The following is a 16789-nucleotide window of genomic DNA, read 5'->3' on the forward strand; positions in this document are numbered from 1 at the left end:
TTATCCGGCCCGGCCGAGCCTGGCAAACCTGACGTTCCGCTTGCGCGGCGGACTTTCCGGCGCGTGAGGCATCTCACATCGCCGGCAGACTGGCGCGTGTACCCCTGATGCAATGATGCCGGGGCTCGTCCCGGCTCGAACAGGAGGAGCGAGACATGCACAGCGACATTCGAGAACTGACCGCGGGCGAACTCAACAACGTCAGCGGCGGCGAGATCACCATCGTCGCAGACAAGGATTACTTCGGGATCGAAGTCTCCTTCGGCAAATACGGCGTTGCCGTCTGGGTCACCGGCGGCTCGGTCTGCGGCGCCGTCAACACGCCGTCGCATCGCGGCGGGACGTGTATCCCGTAGCAGAGTCATTCCGGGGCGCACCGACGGTGCGAACCCGGAATCCAGCGAAGTGTAATTCTTTTGTGTCTGGATTCCGGATCGCCGCTTTGCGGCGTCCGGAATGACAGTGTTAACCGCCCTTCGCGATCACCTTGAGGCCGCCCATGTAGGGCAACAGCGCGTCGGGCACGGCGACAGAGCCATCGGCCTGCTGATAGGTCTCCATCACGGCGATCAAAGCGCGGCCGACCGCGGTGCCGGAGCCGTTGAGCGTATGCACGAAGCGCGGCTTGCCGTCGCTTGCGCGATACCGCGCATCCATGCGGCGCGCCTGGAAATCGCCGCACACCGAACAGGATGAAATCTCGCGGTAAGCGCCGCCCTCCCCCTGCCCCGGCATCCAGACCTCGATGTCGTAGGTCTTCTGCGAAGCAAAGCCCATGTCGCCGGTGCACAGCGTCATGACGCGATAATGCAGATCGAGCCGGCGCAGCACTTCCTCCGCGCAAGACAACATCCGCTCGTGCTCGTCCTTGGATGTTTCCGGCGTCGTGATCGACACCAGCTCGACCTTGGTGAATTGATGCTGGCGGATCATGCCGCGCGTGTCGCGCCCGGCAGCGCCCGCCTCCGCGCGGAAGCACGGCGTCAGCGCGGTGAAGCGTAGTGGCAGTTCTTTTTCATCAAGGATGGATTCACGGACGAGGTTGGTGAGCGGCACTTCGGCGGTGGGGATGAGCCACATTGGAATGGAGGCTTCAATCAATTCGGTCGGATCACGCTTATCTAGTCCGAGGGTTAGACCCAAGTGCTCCTCAACTCTCGCATTAGAAAATTTTCTGAACTCTGCTCGAGTTTGCTCTTCTTTTCCCTTTAGATCATTGCGCTTGTCGAGGTTATGCAATCTGATGAAATCTTTTGCAGCTCTTGTAAGGACAGGTTTGATATCCTCAATGTCCGCCAACTTAGAACTCTGAAACTGATCCTCGGCAAACTTCGGCAACTGCGCCGTGCCGAACATGGCGTCGTCGCGCACGAGCAGCGGCGGATTGACCTCGGTATAGCCGTGCTCGCCGGTGTGAACGTCGAGAAAGAATTGCCCGATGGCGCGTTCGAGCCGCGCCAGCCCTCGCTTCAGCACGACGAAGCGCGCGCCGGACAGTTTCGCCGCTGCCTCAAAATCCATGTCGCCGAGCGCGCCGCCGAGATCGTCGTGCGGCTTCGGCGCAAATGCGTAGTCACGCTTTTTACCAAAGACATGATGCCGAACGTTGCCGTGTTCATCGGCACCCTCGGGCACCTCGTCGAGCGGCACGTTCGGAATTTCGGCCAGCGCCTTCTTCAACTCGTCGTCGGCCGCCTTCGCCGCCGCTTCCATTTGCGGCATGGTGGTCTTGAGTTCGGCGACTTCCGCCATCAGCGCATTTGCCCGCGCATCATCCTTGGCCTTCTTGGCCTCACCGATTTCCTTCGAAGCCGCATTACGCCGCGCCTGCGCCTGCTCCGACGCGAGAATCGCCGCGCGACGTTTCTCGTCGATTGCGAGCAGCGAGGCCGACAGCGGCGCAAGTCCCCGCCGCTTCAGCGCAGCGTCGAACGCATCGGGATTGTCGCGGATCGCTTTGATGTCGTGCATGGCAGGTTCAGTCCAAGAGAGAAGAAGCGGCAAGACCGGCGGCGTCATGCCCGCGAAAGCGGGCATCCAGTAACCCGAATGGACGGGATTGGAAACCGTTGGCGGGCGATGACGACGGGAATCGGGGCAATGATAGCAGATTAGTCCGGCGGGTCCGGCCCCTACTCCGCCGGGTTTTCCGCAGGCGGTGGCGTGCCATTGGGCGGAGGTGATGCGGCCGCCGCAGCCGCCTTGGCGGCTTTCTTCTCGACCATGCCGACGGCGATGATCGAGCCCTCGTAGAGCAGGAGCAGCGGCAACGCCAGCGATGTCTGGCTCAGCACGTCGGGCGGCGTCAGCACCGCAGCGATGATGAAGGCGCCGACGATGAAGTAGCGGCGCTTTTCGCGCAGCATTTTCGAGGTGACGACGCCGATCCGCCCGAGCAGCGTCAGGATGACCGGCAACTGGAAGGCAATGCCGAAGGCGAAGATCAGCGACATCGTCAACGACAGGAATTCGCCGACCTTGGGCAGCAACTGGATTTGCGCGGTCTCAGGACCGGCCATCTGCTGCATGCCGAGCGAGAACCGCACCAGCATCGGCAGCACCACGAAATACACCACCAGCGCGCCAAGCACGAAGAACACAGGGGTCGCGATCAGGTACGGCAGGAACGCGTTGCGTTCATGCTTGTAGAGGCCCGGCGCCACGAATTTGTAGATCTGCGTCGCCACGATCGGAAACGAGATAAATCCGGCGCCAAACAGCGCGAGCTTCAGTTGGGTGACGAAGTATTCGAGCAGCGCGGTGTAGATGAACTTCGAGTTCTCCGGCCCCGCGACCCAGACGAACGGCCACACCAGCACGTTGTAGATCTGTTTGGCAAAAAAGAAGCAAAGGATGAAGGCGAAGCCAAAACCCACCAGCGCTTTGATCAGCCGCGAGCGCAGCTCGATCAGGTGATCCATCAGGGGAGCCTTGCTGGCCTCGATGTCTTCGGCGCTCATGACGCTTTGGCGTCCTTGCCGGCCTCGTGCGGCGTCTCATGCGCGACCGGATCCGGCTTGCCAGGGGCCGCGTTCTGAAACTCCGGCGTGATCGCCAGCGGCTCGGACGCAAGCGCCCCGGCGTTCGCCTCAGAGCCGGTCCCGGAGTTCGCGGCGTCCGGCGTCCCCGATCCGCTTGTAGTCTCGTCGGGGATCGCGGCAGGCTTGCCGGCAGTAGGTTTGTCGAGATCCTCTAACCTTGGGGGCTCGCCGAGCGATTCGGTCAACCTGGTCATCAAGTTGCCACTGGTCAGACCGCTGGTCGCGTCGCGCACCTCGTCGAAGGATTTTTTCAGATCGGCCATTTCGGCCTCGCGCATCGCTTCCTTGAACTGGCCCTGGAATTCGGCGGCCATCCTGCGCGCCTTGCCCATCCATTGTCCGACCAGACGCAGCACGCCCGGCAGCTCTTTCGGGCCGATGGCAATCAGCGCGACGACCGCGATGACGACCAGTTCACTCCACCCGATGTCGAACATGAAATTTTCCGCTCACGCGAGGCTTGCGCCGACGTCTTGCCGCAAGCCGCCGCCGGGATCAACGCGCTTCGACAGCCCTGCTGCCCCGCCCTCGTTTATTTTCGCGGCGACCTCGCCCGGTGCGGCGTCAGACCGTCTTGCTGCCGACGTCGGACCGGCTCGTGCCGGAAGCCTGCTCATTGTGATCGATCGTCTTCACGGGCTCGGGCTTTTCTGCAGTCTTCTCGTCGTCCTGCATGCCCTTCTTGAAGGCCTTGATGCCGTGCGCGACGTCGCCCATCAGATCGGAAATCTTGCCGCGGCCAAAAAACAGCAGGATCACCGCGATCACTACGATCCAGTGCCAGATGCTCAGTGAACCCATCCTGCAATCCTCCAAATCGGCGGCCGGTGTCCGGCCGAAGCTGTAGGGAAGGTAGGCTCGGGGGTTGGCAAAAACAAGGATTTAGGCCCCATCGAACATCAAAAGGGCCTGGTAACCTTATGACTTTAGTTGGTTAGGAACACACCGGAACAATGCAGCGGATTTTCTAAACTACCACGCTACTAGAACACGAAGGCTGCTGGCCGTTCGAGGCCCGGCAGGACCGGAACAGAGGCATCGAAGAGCGGCCGGTCCCCGAAATCGGATTGCGAATGAGTGACGATGACCGCCCGTTGCGTGCTCATGGCAAACACGCCAACCAGGCGCCCCTCGGCGCCAAGCTGCCGGTAGAGCCGGTCTGGAACGATCTCGGTCGCGCCCTCCAGAATGATCGCATCGTAGGGTGCGTTGGCGGGCGCTCCTTCCGACGCCGGGGCATTCACGACGGTCACCTGGCTGAGACCGAGCGTCGCGAGAATGCCGGCAGCCTTCGCCGCCAGAGCCGGATCGCCTTCGGTCGCCGTCACCCGGCCCGCAAGGTTCGCAGCCAGTGCGGCGGTGTAGCCGGTTGCGCAGCCCACCACGAGGACATTGTCAGTGCTCTTGATATCGGCAGCCTGAATCATCTTGGCGATGACCATGGGCTTGATCAGATGCCGCTTCGGCGCGCCCTTTTCGCTAACGTCCAGATCGAGATCCAGGTAAGCCAGCGCGCGGCGATCCTCGGGAACGAAAACCTCGCGCGGCAGCGCCAGCATTGCGTCGATGATTCGCAGATCGGTGACGTCGCTGGGGCGTACCTGACAATCAACCATTTTCCCGCGAGCGGTCGAAAAGTCAGACATCGGAGGATCCCTTAACCGTACAAAAAGTTCCCGGAGGACTAAGGCACCCCCATCGTCGATGCAAGCACTTGTGGAGCAGGCAACACCCGCCGTTGCACTATGTCGCAGCGTTTTCCGTCGGTTGCAGAAGTGCAAGATCGTGCAGGAACGCAAAATCTGATCCGCCGTTTCTCCTGATGCGGTACTCCGAATTGCCCATTTCCCGCTTTGCAAGCGTCGGAGGCTTTGTTATAGGCTGCCTGCTTGCGGAAGGATATTTTTCCGCGTGTTCCCTGGTAGCTCAGCGGTAGAGCATTCGACTGTTAATCGAATGGTCGCTGGTTCGAATCCAGCCCGGGGAGCCATTACACTGTTTTCAAGTGTCCTCAAAGATTCTCAAATGACACAGAAGCCCTTGCACCGCAGGGGCTTTTTTCATTTTAGCGTCTTTGGCCGTTCATCGCTGTCCTTGCCAGTCTACAATTTCGACGTATGTTAGCCCGTAGGTTCGGATCACCTTTCGGGGTTTTGACATGGGAAATCTGACGACAACAGAAGTCAAAAAAATACGTCCGGGCGAGCATCTTCTCGACGGCGATGGCTTGCGCCTGGACGCCGATAAAAACGGCAATGCGAGTTGGATCCTGCGCTTCACGTCGCCTGTGTCGCGCAAAGAGCGCTTGATGGGGCTTGGGCCAGCGCGGCACGTTTCGCTGGCGCAGGCGCGCGTTCTAGCGGCCGACGCTCGCGCGCTGGTGCGCAACGGAATCGACCCGATCAACGATCGCAGGGAAAAGCGCACCGCGGTGAAGATCGACGAAAAGCGGGCCACGGTCTTTCGCGACTACGCCGAACGATACACCGACCAGCATGAAGTCGCATGGAAAAGCCCCGTTGTCCGGCGCGCGTGGCGGTCACAGATGCGCGACCACGTTTATCAGCACATCGGTAGCAAGGCGGTCGCTGACATCGATACGGGCGACCTGCTCGCCATCCTGCGGCCTCTCTGGACGGAGAAGCATGAGACCGCGCGAGGCGTGCGGAGCAAACTTGAGACCATCCTCGCCAGCGCCAAGGTGGAGGGATTGCGGTCAGGCGAGAATCCCGCGACGTGGCGCCATCATCTCGCGCTGATGCTCCCGAAAATATCCCGTAAGGCCAACGTGCGGCATCACAGTGCCCTGCCCTTTGCCGAAATGCCTGCGTTCTGGAAATCGCTCGCGACCGATTCCAGCGAGGGCGCGCGCATGTTGCGATTCATCATCCTGACCGCCTGCCGCTATTCTGAGGCTCGCGGGATGGACGAATCGGAAGTCGTCGGCGACCTTTGGTCGATTCCCGGCCGCAGGATGAAAGCTGGAGCACCGCATCAGGTGCCGCTGACAAAGTCGGCATTAGACCAGTTGCCGTTCCGACCAGTGTCCGACGTCGGCCTCGCGAAAACGATCAAGCGCCACACTACCCTGCCCGCGACCACGCATGGGATGCGCAGCACGTTCCGTGATTGGGCTGGCGACGAAACGGACTTCCCACGCGAAATCGCGGAAGCAGCCTTGGCGCACGCCGTAGGCAATGCCGTTGAAGCCGCATATCGGCGCGGCACTGCGTTAGCGAAGCGTCGGCAGTTGATGGAAGCATGGTCAGATTTTTGTTGCGGAAACCTGAAATTATAAGTTGACAAAATGCCGGACCTGTGGGCGCGTTGACAGGCGGCCTTAAGTGTAGTAAGGTGTTTTCCGTCGAAGTGCCTTGCTGCGCCAACCCCACCGCCCGCTAGGGTGTGTGTTTAAAAGTATGCAGCATCAGTGAAACCCTCGGACCGGCGCAGGGCTTCGACCTCACCAAAAACGCAACCCGCGAACGCGCGCCAGCGAGTGCCGTCGCTTGCCTATGAGGTCACAGCTATGAAGTCATTTACCCTGCGCGAATGGTGCGAACTGCGGCGGTGCAGTCGCTCCTACTTTTACAGATTGCTGAAGGACGGCAAAGCGCCGCGAACGTTTCTGGTCGGTTGCCAGCGCCGCGTCACCGAACAGGCCGACGCTGAATGGCTCGCCGCTCGTGAGGCTGAAGCGATGATGGTGGCGGCATGAACGTCGCGGCAGCAATCGAACAGTTCACGACGCACGTTCGGAAATTCAGTCATATGGTCGTAGTCGACACGATCGACATAAACGCACCCACGCCCGAACGGATCGCCGCTCATAAAGCGCAAGTCGAAAGACTGTGCGACGAAATGGACACGCTGGCCGGTCGCTCTCCGACCCTCGATGAGTTCGAAGCGGTGCGACAACAGCTTTATGCGATCAATGCCACGGCGCCGCTAGGCCATCTTCGTGCAGTCCAAGATGCATTTTTGGCCACTACGTAAAGAAAAACCGCCCGGATCGTTGGCGCGACCCGAGCGGTGATACTGAATTCTTGGCAGGATTCTTTGTATCACGTTCGCGGCTTTTTGCAAGTACCAACGGTTCGGGCGCCATCATCATTGGAGCCTGATTACCTATGCTAGACCTACCTAAGACTGCGAGTGTTGTTGGCAATTCGCTGATTTTCTGCGACGGCCGTTATCCCCTCGCATCGTGCGAGATAGATGCGGACGGCACCGTCGAGATAGAGGCGGACTATGTGGAGGGCGACCAGCCCGCCTATGTTCGCCTACGACCCGAGACGCTGCGCATCTTCGACGATGGTCAATATGGCATCGAGACCGGCGTCGACCGAATGTTCTTCGACACCGACAAGAACCGGCAATGGATCCTCGAAGATTTTCCAGCCCTGAAAGCGGAAGTCGAGCGCCGCGCATATCTTCGAGCAGTCGAGCGTTGGGAATATCACCCGGCGCAACGCAACGACAATCAAGAACTGCCGGAATTCCCCGTCTATGAGCCGGCGCGCGCTCAACACGACATCTGGCAGGCTGCAATCGCCGAGTACCGCGCGAACGGCTTCCGCGACTTCGCCAAGGTCGAGGTTGCTGGCACCGCCTATTTCGACGCATGTCCCAAAACGAAGATGGAAATTAAATTGACCAAAGTGAAGAAGACAGGTGGCGCTGCGCCGAAACACAGTCACGAATATCAACAGGCCGTCGCAACCGATATGGCAGCCAACGACACCAGGGACGGGGTCGGCTTCCTGGATTTCTGGTGCTACTCGCCGACGCGTCAGTTTATCTTCGTTCCAACCGGCGAAATGTGGAGTGCCGCTACGATTGACGCGCGGCTGCCCCGCGTGCCGACGGGCGGCAAGACCAAGGACGGCAAGGATATCAAGATGGCTGCCTCAACCGCCCTGACGCAGATGCGCGCGGTCGACCAAGCCACGTGGATGCCGGGAATGCCTGCCATCATCAAGGACAAGCTAATCAGCTTGGGCGGATGGTTCGACCGCGACGGAAGCCGGGTTTTCAATCTTTATAAGCCACCGACGCTTGACCATGTGTGGGGCCGCGACGTCTCGCCATGGCTCAACCACGTCAAGCGGGTTTATCCGAATGATTGGCAACATATCGTCGCGTGGCTGGCGCATCGCGTGCAGAGACCCGACGAGAAGCCTAACCACGCCATTGTGCTGGGCGGACCGCAGGGCATCGGCAAGGACACGCTATTGCAGCCCGTCGCTCAAGCTGTCGGCCCGTGGAATTGTTGCGAGATATCGCCACGGGTTGCGGTTGGCCGTTTTAACGGCTTCGTCAAAAGCGTGATTCTGCGCATCAGTGAGGCGCGGGACCGCGGTGAAGCGGCTGACCAGTTCGAATTCTACGAGGCGACGAAGACGTTTATCGCCGCACCGCCGGACGTCATTCGATGCGACGAGAAGAACCTGAAGGAACATATGGTTCCGAACGTCATGGGCGTCGTGCTGACAACAAACAACCGAGACGGCCTATGGCTGCCTGCCGACGACCGGCGCCATTTCGTCTGCTGGTCGTCTCTGACCAAGGAGGATTTCACGGCCGATTACTGGAATAGGCTGTGGGGTTGGTTCGAAGGCGATGGCTATGGAATCGTCGCTGAATATCTGGCCAATTACGATTTGTCGGATTTCAACCCCAAGGCTCCGCCGCCTAAGACCGACGCCTTCTGGGCTATGGTCGATATCGGTAGGCCGTCGGAGGATGCAGAAATGGCTGACGCTATTGCTAAGCTCAAGGATCCCGATGCCGTGACACTGAGCCTGCTGATGCCGAAAGTGTCGTCAGGTTTCGGTGAGTGGCTGCGTGACCGCAGGAACGCGCGCAAAATCCGCCATCGCTTTGAGGCGTGCGACTACGTCGCAATACGAAACCCTGACGACAAGCGCGACGGGCTTTGGGTCGTCCATGATAAGCGCCAAGCAGTCTACGCGAAAAAGGAACTACCTCGGCGGGAGCAGATCGCGGCTGCACAGCGATTGCCCAAGGGATCTTCAACTGTGCCAATGCCGCCACCGCCAGGCTGATGCGGTGATGCGGTGATTGCGGTGATTTTACATCCGCATTGGCTATTACCATTCCCACCTCCATCTATCGAAATAACCTGTAATTAGAAGTTGACACGTTGTCGGGCAGTCCTCGGAACGTCCTTGAGCAGGATGTAAAATCACCGCAATCACCGCATCACCGCACGGCTATCGAAATGGTGGTGATGGTCGTGGTCATCAGCGAGCCGTCCGCTACCGGATCTTAGCGGCGGCTGCCATAGCTAATATACAAGGTCAATGGCATATGTTGACAAACTTGCGTGATCGTGGTAACGTTTTGTTACATGTCTATATTGACCGATGGCACGCTTGCCGCCCGCCTGACCTTTAGCCTCCAAGCCGCCGACATCCCGTATGACGTGGCCGTGGTGCGCAGCGAGAGCGATGGCGATCCATTCAATCCGACGCTGACCGACGTCACGCACAACTGCACGGGTTGGCTCGACACGTTCAGCGCGCACGACATCGACGGCACGTTGATCCTGCAGACTGACCGCAAGGCGTTCGTCCTCGCATCGTCCATCGGCATCGACCCCACCACGACCGATCGCCTCGTTGCCAATGGCACGACGTACACGATCGTCAATGTGCAACTCGATCCGGCCGGCGCGGCGTGGGTCATGCAGGTGCGCAAGTAGATGGTCCCAATACCGCGATTTGATTTTGGGGGGAACGTCGGAGGGGGGGATATTTCCCTTCGCGCTCCCAGCCGAAAAAATCCAAAATGACGGCCCAGATCGCAATCAAGTTTCTCGAAACCCTGAAGATTCCAGAGGGACCGCTGGCCGGGAAACCGATCCGGCTTGGCGAATTCCAAAAGCGATTCATCCGCGGCGCGTATGGCGACGGCGTTTCGATCGCCGCGCTGTCTGTTGGCCGTGGTGCGGGCAAGACGATGCTGGGCGCCGGTCTGGGCTTGGCCGCGCTGCTGGGGAAGACCGACCGGCAGAAGCGCCGCGAGGTCATCATCGGCGCCAAGACGCGCGACCAGGGCCGTATCGCATGGTCATTCATTGAAGGGCTGGCGCAATCGCTACCGATCAAGGACCGCAAGCTACTGACGTTCGTCCGCTCGCCGCGCCTTGAGGTGCGATACGAGGGCGACGGCGGTGGCCACGTCCTGCGGGTGCTGGCATCGGACGCCAAGAACGCCTTGGGTCTGGCGCCCGTATTCGCCCTGCTCGACGAACGCGGGTTCTGGGACAAGGACAAGGGCGACGCGCTCGAAGCGGCGATATTCAGTGCGCTGGGCAAGCGCAGTGGCCGCGCCATGGTCATCAGCACGTCGGCACCGGACGACGCGCACAGCTTTTCCAAATTACTCGACGAGCCTGGCGAAGGCGTTTTCGTGCAGGAGCACCGCGCGCCGGAAGGCTGCGCTCCGGACGATATCGACGCGCTGAAGATTGCAAATCCGGGCGCGGCATCGGGCATCGGTTCATCGCTGGACTGGCTGCAAGGCGAAGCGCGCCGCGCCATTGCGCGCGGTGGCAGCACGCTATCGAATTTCCGGCTGTTCAACCTCAACCAGCGCGTTAGCGGCGAAAATCGCGACGTGCTTTTGAGCACCGACGAATGGCTGCGGTGTGAAGTCGACGAATTGCCGCCGCGCGAGGGTCCGGTCGTTATCGGCATCGATCTCGGCGGCTCCGCTTCAATGACCGCTGCGGCGTTCTATTGGTATCAAACGAACCGGCTTGAATGTCTCGGCTGGTTCCCGTCGCAGCCTTCCTTGCTCGATCGCGGACAGCGTGACGGCGTTGGAAGCCGCTACACCGAAATGTCGAGCCGTGGCGAACTGTCGACGCTCGGCGCGATGACTGTCCCTGTTGCACCATGGCTATCGGAAACGATGCGCCACGTCGAAGGCGAGCAAGTCGCCGCGCTGGTGATGGACCGCTACAAACAAGCCGAACTTGGCCAAGCGATCGACGCGGCCGGCATTCGTGCGCCGCTGATCTGGCGAGGCTTCGGGTTCAAGGATGGCAATGCCGACTGCGATGGCTTCCGCCGCGCGTGTTTCGACGGCCTGGTGAAGTCAAAGCAATCGTTGCTGTTGCGATCGGCGTTTGCCGATGCGGTCTGCCTGCGTGATCCGGCGAACAACATCAAGCTGGCCAAGGCTCGCAGCCTGGGACGTATCGACCCTGCATCGGCAACGGTGCTCGCCGTTGCACAAGGCGCTCGGATGCTGGCGACGCCCGTCAAAAAAGCGAGGGCGCCGGTTTGGCTGTGAAGCGCCGACAAGATTACGACGCGCATTCGGCGAAGGTTCTTCGCTCCGCACGATGGAAAGCTGTGCGGCTCGCTGCGAAGCGCCGCGACGGATTCAAATGCGTCAAGTGCGGCGTACCTGCACCGCTCGAAGTTCATCACATCAAGCGCGTCAAGGATGCACCCGAACTTGCGTATGAGCTTTCGAATTTGATGACGCTCTGCAAGGCGCACCATTCGGAAATCACAAAACAAGAATGCGGGTTCGGAAACGAACTCTCTCCCGCTCGCGCCGCATGGCGTGATCTCGTCGCCATGCTGGCGAAACCCAAACCAAAGGAATCCCTATGTTGCAGTCTGTGAAAATCTCTCGGCGTCAGTCCGAAATTCGTCAGTCGCTCGCCGGCCTGGTCGGCAAGACCGATTTGTCGGAAGACGAAACCCGCTCCATCGAGTCGCTCGATAACGAATATCGCAGCAACGAAACGAAATACCGCGGCGCGCTGATCGTCGAGGATACCGAACGCCGCGAGGCCAAGGGCGATCTTGAGACTCGTTCGGACAAAGATTTTTCCGATCTGATCGGAAAATTTGAACTTCGTCAGGTCGCCTTGCATCTGGACGAAGGCGCGAAGATCGACGGCGCTACGGCCGAAGTGATCGAGGAGCTGCGCTCGCAGGGCGGCTATCGTGGCGTTCCGGTGCCGTGGCAGGCGCTCGAAAAGCGCTCCGGCGAGACGATTGCATCGGGCACGCCGTCGCCTGTTAGCACGGCGCCGATCATCGATCGCATTTTCGCGGACTCTGTCGCCGGCAAGATGGGCACTCGCTTCATCAATATCGCGCAGGGCCTTGAAGATTATCCGATCACGTCGTCGTCGGTGACGGGCGGCTGGGCTGCGTCTGAGACTGGCGCTGTGGCAGGCCCAACGGTGTATTCGACCGCAAACCGTTCATTGGCTCCGAATTCCACTTACGGAATTCAGATGAAGGTGACGCGGAAGGCGTTGAAACAGAGCGGTACTGCTCTGGAGGACGCCGTTCGTCGCGATATGAATGGGTGCTTGGCCGTCGGTATGGACAAGGCCGTATTCCAGGGCGCAGGCTCCAGTGGTGAACCGGCCGGCGTTTTCGTCGGCTCGTATGGCATCACTTCGACCGCCATTTCGGCGGCTGCGAGCTGGAATGCGTTTCGCGCTGCTGTGACGCGGTTCATCGTCGCCAACGCTGCGAGTGGTCCCGGTTCGGTCAATCTTCTCCTCCGTCCGGAAATTTACGATGAGATGGACGGCGCGTTGTTTACCAACACCGCGATTTCGCAGTGGGACAAGCTGGTCGCCAATGTCGGCAACGTCGTGCTTTCCAGCAACGCGCTCGCTGCGCCGACCGGTTCGCCGCTCGCCAGCAAGGCGCTGCTGACCACGACCGTCAACGGTGTTGCGCCGATCTTCGTTGGCACCTGGGGCGCAATCGACCTGATCCGCGACGTCTACAGCGACGCGGCGTCCGGTGGTCTGCGGCTGACTGCACTGGCAACCATGGATGTAACGGTGTCACGTGCAGAACAGCTGCAGATTCTGACCGGCATTCAGTAATGGATGAGTTCGCCACACTTTTGGGCGAACTGGAGTTGCGCGCTGCCCGTAAAGGGCGGCGCCGGCTTCGCGGTCGCTTTCCGTACAAAAAACGCGCCGTCTTAAGTGACGGCGGCGCCAAGGGCGGACGTCCGCAAAAAGAAGAATTCATGCCGGGTGCGTTCTCGCACTCGATTAACAACGCCGAACAAGACCAGCATTTGCTCGTTGGTCATAGCTTCGATGCGCCATTGGCCAGCAAAAACACTGGTACGTTGAGATTCCATGACACGCCCGAAGCGTTGACGTTCGAAGCGGAGATTTCGGAAGCGATCGCCGATACGTCATACGGCTCCGACATTATGAAGCAAATCGATTCCGGCCTTTCGGTCGGTATCTCGCCGGGCTTTCGCATTCCGCCACCGCGTGCGGTCAAGAATGCCGAGAAGTTCACGGACGAAGGCCACGATCCGGCGCGCGGAATGCACAATGCGCTGATCCGTTCGATCTTTGCTGCCATCTTGTTCGAACTGAGCGTGGTGACGCGCCCGGCGTACAAGGAAGCAACCGTTGTGGCGCATGACGCGCTCGGCAACGTCATCAATCCCGACGACATGACCGACGACGAAAAGCTGAAAGCCGGCTGGACGTACAACGCGGCCGGAATCCTGATCCCGCCGCCCCAGACAATTATTACGCGCGCCATGCCTGCGGCGTTGCGCTGGAGGTAACATGGCAATCACGATTCAACAGGATGAAGCCGCCCCGGTCTCGTATCCGACGACGAGTCCTGCGATCACGTTGAACGACGTGGTTTGGCAGCGGATAGAATCCTACATCGCCTGGCGCTTCTCGCCGCGCACGGTGACATGGCTTGTCGAAGGCCCTGGTAATTGGAAACCACCCCTCGCGCCGGCAGCGATTACGGGAGTGAATGTTTGGAGCGTCACAGAAAACGCAATGGTCTCGATGACGCTGAACGCATCGCCCTACGGTGGTTATGAACTGCCGGCGTGCGGCCCGTATCAGTTCATCGGCACCGTTGGTGACATCTCCGGCATCGGCGTGACCGTTCCCGCCGCAGTGTGGGAAGCGGTGAAACGTCTCGCCGCCTATCTCGCCGTGAAGCCCGGTACGCCCGGCGCAACACGGGACCGCTTAAGAGCCGGATCGATCGAACTTTACGTTGATCGGTCGGCATCATGGATGGCGATGGCATTACAGAACAGCGGCGCGGCCGACCTGTTGAGGAAATACAGAAATGTTTGATTGGCTCTTTAAGCGCGGCGCACCGGCCACTGAAAAGCGATCTGCCGGATCGGGCTTCACGGCTGAAATTATCCAAGCGCGCGAAGCGTACATTTCTGGCCGACGTGGCATCGCCGAATTGACCGCCACCGTGCAGTCTTGCGTTTCGCTATGGGAAAATGGCTTTTCGCTGTCCGAAGTCGATGGCACCGATCTATTGACGCCTAGCACCATGGCTCTCATGGGCCGGGCGCTGGCATTGCGCGGCGAGTCTGTGTTCCTGATTCAGGACGACATGCTGATCCCGTGTTCGGATTGGGACTTGCGGACGCGCTACGGCAAGCCGACGGCGTACCGCGTTTCCATTCCAGAGGCCGGTGGCGGCACCAATCAAACGGCCTTGGCCGCCGAAGTGCTGCACGTTCGCATTGGATGCGACCCTGCCGCGCCATACTACGGCACTGCGCCGTTGAAGCGTTCCAGCCTCACGGCCGGCATGTTGAACGCGGTTGAGTCGTCGCTGTCCGAGGCATTTGAAAACATGCCGCTCGGCAGCCAAGTCGTGCCTTTCCCCGAGTTGCAGGAGACGGACCTGACCACGCTGGGGCGATCGTTCCGCGGGCAGCGCGGTCGCGTCATGCTGCGGGAGTCGGTCAGCGTCACCGCTGCCGGCGGTCCCACGCCACAGACGGACTGGCGCCCGGCCGACCTGACGCCGGACATTTCCAAGTCCCTCGCCAAGGAGACGCTGGACGCCAGCCGTGACGCGATCTGCGGCGCCTTTGGCGTGCTGCCGGGCCTGCTCAATTCCGCGACGACGGGACCGATGGTCCGCGAATGCCAGCGCCACCTTGCGCAGTGGATGCTCCAGCCGATCGCCGAACTGATCGAGGAGGAGGCATCCGAAAAGCTGGGCGGGACCGTTGAAATCGATGTGATGGGGCCGACACAGAGTTTCGACGCGGGTGGATCGGCTCGGGCATTCCAGACCTTGGTGACCGGTTTGGCGATGGCGAAGGAAGCCGGCGTGGATGCGCAGGCGGCGCTTGCCATGCTCGATTGGACGAAGAAGGAGACCGCGTGATGCAGATCGGAACAGTTAAGTTTTGGGCAGACGATAAAGGCTATGGCTTCATCGAGCCCGACGATGGCGGCGACGACGTATTCCTGCACGTCAACGGCTTGGCCGAAAAGACACGATGGCCTGTGAAGGGCGAGCGAGTCGAATTCGATATCGTCACGCGGCGCGGTCGGACCGCGGCGGACGCTTGCCGGATTTTGCGAGATTAAGTTTCCGCGCGGGTGCCTTTCCTGCCGCGTGGAAGACTGGCGCTGCCGACGAAGGTTGGCGCGCCTTTTTTCTCTGTGCGACTTTACTACGTCGATGCAGTATGTCAACGTTATCAATGGCTTATTGACATTATATGAGACTTTGCTAAACATCATTCGCGGCCATTGTGGTCCGGAGAAACGAACGATGCCCAAGAAAACCAAAGACGCCGAAGCCGATTTCACTCAGCGCATGTTGATGTCCCTAGTCGTGGACATGCATCACCTTTGCGAGACCGTCGAACGAACGAAAGTCCAAGTCTTCGCGATGGCGAAAGAGAACGGCGTGCCTATTCCTAAGTGGGATGACTAACGGATTTCGCGGCTCTCGTCAGTTAATCCGCTGGATAATTACGGATACGTGAAATATCACTTATATTTCAACGAGATTCGAATCCAGCCCGGGGAGCCATTTAAATCAAATAGCTATTCGAGTTTGTGTGGAAGCGGCCCATGAGGCGCTTTTCGTCGGGGCCACATTGAGGGCCACTTGGGAGATTCCCCACTTTAGTCGTCCCAGAATTGGTCAGTGATGCGTTGCTATCGCTCATAGGGCGGAGTTTTTTCCTAATCTGGAGCCGCCTCACCTTCCTCGATCGAGGATTCCCGGGGGATAACCCTGTGCACAACCTGTGGAAAACTGCCAAAATTATGACTAATTTGTCGAACTAAGTTGTTGTAATCAGGTGTTTTAGTTTTCCTTTTGTTGCGTGGTGTTCAGTTGCGTGGTGTTCAAATGAAAAGATTTCATTTGCTTATTCTCGCGGCTTCCATTGCCGGGGTTTCGCCACCTGCGTTCTTCTTTTCGGTGATGCCTGCGCAGGCAAACCAGTGCAGTACACAACGGCCGCCAGACGCGCGATCGCATTGGTCCTATCGACTCATAGACGGCCGAAAATGCTGGTATGCAGGCAAGCCGATGCTGCCGAAATCAATGTTGCACTGGTCGCCAACTCGAACAGCACAAGCGCGTAAACACGGCAGCGCCGATGTGTCCGAGGACCGTCGTCTTAAGGTTCTGACTGACGAGAATGCCAAACTGAAGAAGCTGCTGGCCGCTACAGACGCGTACCGAAAACTAAACGGGCTTCCAGCGAATTACACTCTCATGGATGCGCAGGCTTCGATTCCCGACGATTCTTTCGAGGCGCGTTGGCGCGCACGTTTCCTGGATGCAATCGAAAAATAGCAACGTAAGCCGCAGCCGCCGCGCTGCTGTTGCTCAGTGCCGTTGTATTCATCGCCCACGCCTATAACGCGATGCACGTGCATTGACGCGCAGCGCGAGAGCGGA

At 59.7% G+C, this 16789-nt stretch carries 20 protein-coding genes and 1 tRNA gene; 16 read left to right on the forward strand and 5 right to left on the reverse strand.

Annotation, left to right across the window (positions count from 1 at the left end; translation table 11 throughout):
* The first annotated feature begins 155 nt into the window (after positions 1 to 155).
* The gene (locus ACSZOQ_RS08285; protein WP_439925515.1) at positions 156 to 356 is read left to right on the forward strand and encodes a hypothetical protein; all 201 of its coding nucleotides are present in this window, start codon (positions 156 to 158) and stop codon (positions 354 to 356) included.
* A gap of 109 nt (positions 357 to 465) precedes the next feature.
* Here the strand turns inward: ACSZOQ_RS08285 and serS are convergent, their stop codons facing one another.
* The 5 genes from serS to ACSZOQ_RS08310 all read right to left on the reverse strand — a co-directional run bounded on the left by serS (position 466) and on the right by ACSZOQ_RS08310 (position 4687).
* The gene (serS, locus tag ACSZOQ_RS08290) at positions 466 to 1971 is read right to left on the reverse strand and encodes a serine--tRNA ligase (protein WP_439925517.1); all 1506 of its coding nucleotides are present in this window, start codon (positions 1969 to 1971) and stop codon (positions 466 to 468) included.
* A gap of 161 nt (positions 1972 to 2132) precedes the next feature.
* Positions 2133 to 2960, reverse strand: a complete 828-nt coding sequence (tatC, locus tag ACSZOQ_RS08295) for a twin-arginine translocase subunit TatC (protein WP_439925518.1) — start codon at positions 2958 to 2960, stop codon at positions 2133 to 2135.
* Positions 2957 to 3478 carry a Sec-independent protein translocase protein TatB gene (gene tatB, locus ACSZOQ_RS08300; RefSeq protein ID WP_439925520.1) on the reverse strand — a complete coding sequence of 174 codons (522 nt, stop codon included), beginning with the start codon at positions 3476 to 3478 and terminating at the stop codon, positions 2957 to 2959. The genes tatC and tatB overlap by 4 nt, the downstream gene beginning before the upstream one ends.
* 127 nt (positions 3479 to 3605) lie before the next feature.
* Positions 3606 to 3842: a twin-arginine translocase TatA/TatE family subunit gene (locus ACSZOQ_RS08305; protein ID WP_439925522.1), complete on the reverse strand. Its 237-nt coding sequence runs from the start codon at positions 3840 to 3842 to the stop codon at positions 3606 to 3608.
* A gap of 182 nt (positions 3843 to 4024) precedes the next feature.
* Entirely contained in the window at positions 4025 to 4687 is a 663-nt protein-coding gene (locus tag ACSZOQ_RS08310) for a protein-L-isoaspartate O-methyltransferase family protein (RefSeq protein ID WP_439925523.1), read from the reverse strand.
* Between the two features lie 269 nt (positions 4688 to 4956).
* On the opposite strand from ACSZOQ_RS08310, the gene ACSZOQ_RS08315 reads away from it, so the two are divergent.
* From ACSZOQ_RS08315 to ACSZOQ_RS08385, 15 genes are all read left to right on the forward strand, one after another.
* Positions 4957 to 5031: transfer RNA gene (locus ACSZOQ_RS08315), tRNA-Asn, on the forward strand.
* A gap of 168 nt (positions 5032 to 5199) precedes the next feature.
* Entirely contained in the window at positions 5200 to 6339 is a 1140-nt protein-coding gene (locus ACSZOQ_RS08320; protein WP_439925525.1) for a tyrosine-type recombinase/integrase, read from the forward strand.
* Between the two features lie 231 nt (positions 6340 to 6570).
* Positions 6571 to 6759 carry a helix-turn-helix transcriptional regulator gene (locus ACSZOQ_RS08325; protein WP_439925527.1) on the forward strand — a complete coding sequence of 63 codons (189 nt, stop codon included), beginning with the start codon at positions 6571 to 6573 and terminating at the stop codon, positions 6757 to 6759.
* Positions 6756 to 7037: a hypothetical protein gene (locus ACSZOQ_RS08330; RefSeq protein WP_439925528.1), complete on the forward strand. Its 282-nt coding sequence runs from the start codon at positions 6756 to 6758 to the stop codon at positions 7035 to 7037. The genes ACSZOQ_RS08325 and ACSZOQ_RS08330 overlap by 4 nt, the downstream gene beginning before the upstream one ends.
* Positions 7038 to 7171: 134 nt before the next feature.
* Positions 7172 to 9109, forward strand: a complete 1938-nt coding sequence (locus ACSZOQ_RS08335) for a primase-helicase family protein (RefSeq protein ID WP_439925530.1) — start codon at positions 7172 to 7174, stop codon at positions 9107 to 9109.
* A gap of 314 nt (positions 9110 to 9423) precedes the next feature.
* Positions 9424 to 9768 carry a hypothetical protein gene (locus tag ACSZOQ_RS08340; protein WP_439925532.1) on the forward strand — a complete coding sequence of 115 codons (345 nt, stop codon included), beginning with the start codon at positions 9424 to 9426 and terminating at the stop codon, positions 9766 to 9768.
* Positions 9769 to 9854: 86 nt separating this feature from the next.
* On the forward strand, positions 9855 to 11366 hold the full coding sequence (locus ACSZOQ_RS08345) for a terminase TerL endonuclease subunit (RefSeq protein WP_439925533.1): 1512 nt from the start codon (positions 9855 to 9857) through the stop codon (positions 11364 to 11366).
* A gap of 62 nt (positions 11367 to 11428) precedes the next feature.
* Positions 11429 to 11707 (forward strand): HNH endonuclease, encoded by a 279-nt coding sequence (locus ACSZOQ_RS08350; RefSeq protein WP_439925988.1) that lies wholly within the window; start codon positions 11429 to 11431, stop codon positions 11705 to 11707.
* Positions 11692 to 12939 carry a phage major capsid family protein gene (locus tag ACSZOQ_RS08355; protein WP_439925535.1) on the forward strand — a complete coding sequence of 416 codons (1248 nt, stop codon included), beginning with the start codon at positions 11692 to 11694 and terminating at the stop codon, positions 12937 to 12939. Before ACSZOQ_RS08350 ends, ACSZOQ_RS08355 begins: the two co-directional genes overlap by 16 nt.
* Positions 12939 to 13649, forward strand: a complete 711-nt coding sequence (locus ACSZOQ_RS08360; RefSeq protein ID WP_439925537.1) for an HK97 family phage prohead protease — start codon at positions 12939 to 12941, stop codon at positions 13647 to 13649. Before ACSZOQ_RS08355 ends, ACSZOQ_RS08360 begins: the two co-directional genes overlap by 1 nt.
* Before the next feature lies 1 nt (position 13650).
* Positions 13651 to 14187: a hypothetical protein gene (locus ACSZOQ_RS08365; protein ID WP_439925539.1), complete on the forward strand. Its 537-nt coding sequence runs from the start codon at positions 13651 to 13653 to the stop codon at positions 14185 to 14187.
* Entirely contained in the window at positions 14180 to 15250 is a 1071-nt protein-coding gene (locus tag ACSZOQ_RS08370) for a phage portal protein (RefSeq protein WP_439925541.1), read from the forward strand. Before ACSZOQ_RS08365 ends, ACSZOQ_RS08370 begins: the two co-directional genes overlap by 8 nt.
* A complete protein-coding gene (locus ACSZOQ_RS08375; RefSeq protein WP_439925543.1) occupies positions 15250 to 15456 on the forward strand; it encodes a cold-shock protein in 207 nt (68 codons plus the stop codon). The genes ACSZOQ_RS08370 and ACSZOQ_RS08375 overlap by 1 nt, the downstream gene beginning before the upstream one ends.
* 187 nt (positions 15457 to 15643) lie before the next feature.
* Complete coding sequence (locus tag ACSZOQ_RS08380) at positions 15644 to 15808, forward strand: hypothetical protein (protein WP_439925545.1); 165 nt, start codon at positions 15644 to 15646, stop codon at positions 15806 to 15808.
* Positions 15809 to 16231: 423 nt separating this feature from the next.
* Complete coding sequence (locus ACSZOQ_RS08385; protein WP_439926178.1) at positions 16232 to 16684, forward strand: hypothetical protein; 453 nt, start codon at positions 16232 to 16234, stop codon at positions 16682 to 16684.
* Positions 16685 to 16789 lie beyond the last annotated feature (105 nt).

This window comes from Nitrobacter sp. JJSN (assembly GCF_051912485.1).
Classification (GTDB): Bacteria; Pseudomonadota; Alphaproteobacteria; order Rhizobiales; family Xanthobacteraceae; genus Nitrobacter.